Raw genomic sequence first — 3,255 nt, forward strand, 5'->3', positions numbered from 1 at the left:
CTGGCGTCCGGGCTCTCGGCGGCGCCCGGCTGTCTCGCCAGGGCGTCCGCTCCGCCCGGGGCCGTGCCCGGCCCGGGATGGGCTGCCTCGTACTCCTTGCGTGAGCCGCAGACGCTCGCCCGGCTGCACGCGCATCGCCCGCCACCGGCGTCCAGCCTGACCACGACCCGGTCACGCGGTATGTCGTGGGAGACGACCCGCCCGTCGCCGTCGGGTGTGCTCACCCGGGCGCCCACGGCCGGGACCTCGGCCTTGAACTGTTCGTACAGCGGATGTTCGTAGCGCAGACAGCACATCAGCCGGCCACAGGCACCGCTTATCTTCATGGGGTTGAGCGGGAGATCCTGGTCCTTGGCCATCCGGATGCTGACCGGCTCGAAGTCCGTGAGGAAGGTGGCGCAGCACAGGTCACGTCCGCAGGAGCCGATTCCCCCCTGGATGCGTGCGCTGTCCCGGGCGGAGAGCTGGCGCAGGTCTATCCGGGCCGCGAGGGTACGGGCGAGGTCGCGTACCAGGCCTCGGAAGTCGACCCGGTGGTCGGCGGTGAAATAGATCGTGAACATGTTCTCGGCCGGGATGTGGTCGACACCCACGACTTTCATGGGCAGTTCGTGCTCGCGGATCAGCCGCTTTGCCGTGACGCGCGCCTGCGCCCGGCGTCGCCGGGAGGCCGCGTGCTGTTCGACGTCGGCCGTCTGCGCCATTCCCGCCAGGACCGGAAGCCCGCCGATGTCGTCGCTGACCCACTGCGGCGCCCACATGCATTCGGCTACCTCGGGGCCGGCGTCGGTGGGGATGAGAACCTTGTCCCCGACCTTCGGCGAGTATGGTCCGGGATCGGCGTAGTAGAGCCGTCCACGTGGCGAAAACGTGACCGCGCACATCATTGGCATGCCGTCCGCACCGTCCTCCCGACCGTCGGCTCCGGGCTGGGCCCTCCCGGCCGGACCGCTGGCCGGGGCCCGCTCTTAACATCTGGCCGCCGAGCCGGCATCCGGCCGGGACCACCAGCCGACGATGCCCGCTCCGCCCGACGCGGGCGCCCCCTCCGCCCGGCACGGACGTGGCCGCGGCCGGACGCTGCCGTTGCGTCAGCCTATCCGTCCCAGGGACGACGATCCGGTATATGAGCGAGGCGGTTCCGCCTGCCCGCCTGCCCGCCGGGCCGGCGCGGCCGGGTGACGTCCGTGCCGGGGCCTGCTGGCGGCTCGTGGCGCGCGCGGGGAACCGAGATCATCGGCCGGTGAACCGTGGCGGCCGCCGCTGTCTGAAAGCCGTCACCGCCTCGGCGAGGTCGTGGGAATGGAGGAACGCGGCGTTCCAGGCCCCGACATAGCGCAGCCCGGCCTCGACCGCGGCGAAACGGGCATTGCCCAGGACGTCCTTGACGCCCTGTACGACCAGCGGTGGGTTGGCCGCCACCTCGTCGGCGAAGGCGTGCGCGGCGGCGAGCGCGCCGGCCGGGTCGGGCAGCACATCGTTGACCAGGCCGATCCGCTCGGCGCGGGCGGCGTCTATGTCCCTGCCGGTCAGCGCGAGCTCCCGCAGGTGCCCGTCCCCGATGATGGCGGGCAGGCGCTGCAGGCTGCCCAGGTCGGCGACCGCGCCGACCTTCACCTCCCGGATGCTGAACAGCGCCTCGGCGCTGGCGTACCGGACGTCGCACGCGGCCAGCAGATCGACCCCGCCGCCGACACACCAGCCGCTGACCGCGGCGACGACAGCCTTCCGGCTGTACGCGACAAGGTCCAGCGCGTCCTGCATGGAACGCAGCCGGTGGAGGAAACCGGTGCGGAACCGGGCCAGGCCGCCGTCGCCGTCGCCCGCGATGTCGCCCAGCTCGGCCAGCAGCGCCAGGTCCAGGCCGTAACAGAAGTGGCTGCCGGAGCCGGTGAGCACCACCGCCCGCACGGTGTCGTCGGCGTCCAGGGCGGTGAACACCTGCGGGAGCTCACGCCAGAAGTCCGCGCCCAGGGTGTTGCCCTTGCCCGGGCCGAGCAGCGTGACCCGGACGACCGCGCCGTGGCGTTCGACGCGCAGTGACACCAGCGGCTGTGCCGGCGGTTCGGCGAACAGGTACGGCTCCAGCGGGATCGGCTGCCGCCGCCCGGTCCGCCCGTCCGCGGGGCTGGCGACATGGGTCGCGCCGGCATCACCGGAGCGGGCCGTGCGGTCGTCGGTGGAGGCGGTGTCGCCGTCCGCGGCGGCTTTCACTTCGAGCCCGTCCATCATCGGACTCCCTCCTGGTTCGTCTGGTCCGGATGGCGCCAGGCCGCGCCGGTGGGCATCGCGAACGGGCGTCGCGGGGTGGCTCGTCACGCGACAGCCGGGTCGTGAATATCCGAATACTGGGCGGTCGGAAAGCCTGGGCACAACCTACCGTCGAGTAGCCACCGGGCCGGCCGGTGGAAAACTCGACAGCCCACGGGAAGGCTCTACTCTCGACAGGATGAGCAACCTGACGCAGCCCGCCAGCCGGCCGACTTCCCGGGACACCGGTGAGGAATCCACCGCCGGTGAGGAATCCGAGGCCACCGGCGACATCGTGCCTGCCGCCTCCGGCGGCGTGGTCGTGGCCACCGGGGCGAAGGCGGTGGGCGCGTTCGCCGTCGGGGCGCTGGCCCTCGGCGCGACGGCGCTGGGCGCCCTCGCCGTGGGCGCGCTCGCGATCGGACGGCTGGCGGTCCGACGGGCGCGGGTGGGCAGCCTCCAGATCGCGACGCTCGACGTCGAGCGCCTTCGTGTGCGGCGGCTGGAGATCATCAACAGCGCGGGTCAGCGGTAGAGGAGCGCGCTGCCGCTGCCGTCGAGTCCCGGTGACTGCGCGAGATAGTTCATCGACGAGCTCGACCGCAGACCGAGATCGAGCGTTGCCGCCACGCAGGCGTTGTACGAGTTCACCACCAGCCGTCCCTGGACCCGGATCGTCGACCCGGCCACGTCCGTCAGATAGAGATCGGCTATGCAGCCGAGATCCGGGTAGGAGGCCCGGCCCACGTTCTCCCCGATGTCACCGTTGGTCAGAGTGATCTTCACCGTGTATGCGGTCGAGCCGGGCTGGCTGACCGTCCCGGACCACGAGCCCGGGAATCCGGCCGGCATGTCGTAGCTCTTCGGCGCCGGTGCCGGCGCGGCCGCGGCGGAGCGTCCGGCGGCCGGTGCCGGCCTGCGGGCGCCGGCCGCGTCCGCCGGGACGGTGTCGCCTGAGCCGGCGCCGTCCGAGCTGGTGCCGGCGGCTGCCTGCGCGCTGGGGGG

3 protein-coding genes and 1 pseudogene are annotated in these 3,255 nt (G+C 72.6%); 1 reads left to right on the top strand and 3 read right to left on the bottom strand.

What is annotated here, in order from left to right; all coding sequences use genetic code 11:
* Positions 1-893 (bottom strand): PSP1 domain-containing protein (locus NBW84_RS23515; RefSeq protein ID WP_250287496.1); only part of this gene is annotated, 893 nt, incomplete at its 3' end.
* Positions 894-1,233: 340 nt separating this feature from the next.
* Entirely contained in the window at positions 1,234-2,232 is a 999-nt protein-coding gene (locus tag NBW84_RS23520; protein ID WP_250287497.1) for a crotonase/enoyl-CoA hydratase family protein, read from the bottom strand.
* A 217-nt stretch (positions 2,233-2,449) separates the two neighbouring features.
* Here NBW84_RS23520 and NBW84_RS23525 point away from each other — a divergent pair, with 217 nt between their 5' ends.
* Positions 2,450-2,785, top strand: coding sequence for a hypothetical protein (locus tag NBW84_RS23525; protein WP_250287500.1), 336 nt, complete (start codon positions 2,450-2,452; stop codon positions 2,783-2,785).
* Here NBW84_RS23525 and NBW84_RS23530 read toward each other — a convergent pair.
* A pseudogene (locus NBW84_RS23530) lies at positions 2,776-3,255 on the bottom strand (hypothetical protein); the annotation flags it as partial. The gene NBW84_RS23525 and the pseudogene NBW84_RS23530 overlap by 10 nt on opposite strands.

It is taken from the genome of Protofrankia sp. CiP1_Cm_nod2, from assembly GCF_920664355.1.
Lineage (GTDB): Bacteria > Actinomycetota > Actinomycetes > Frankiales > Frankiaceae > Protofrankia.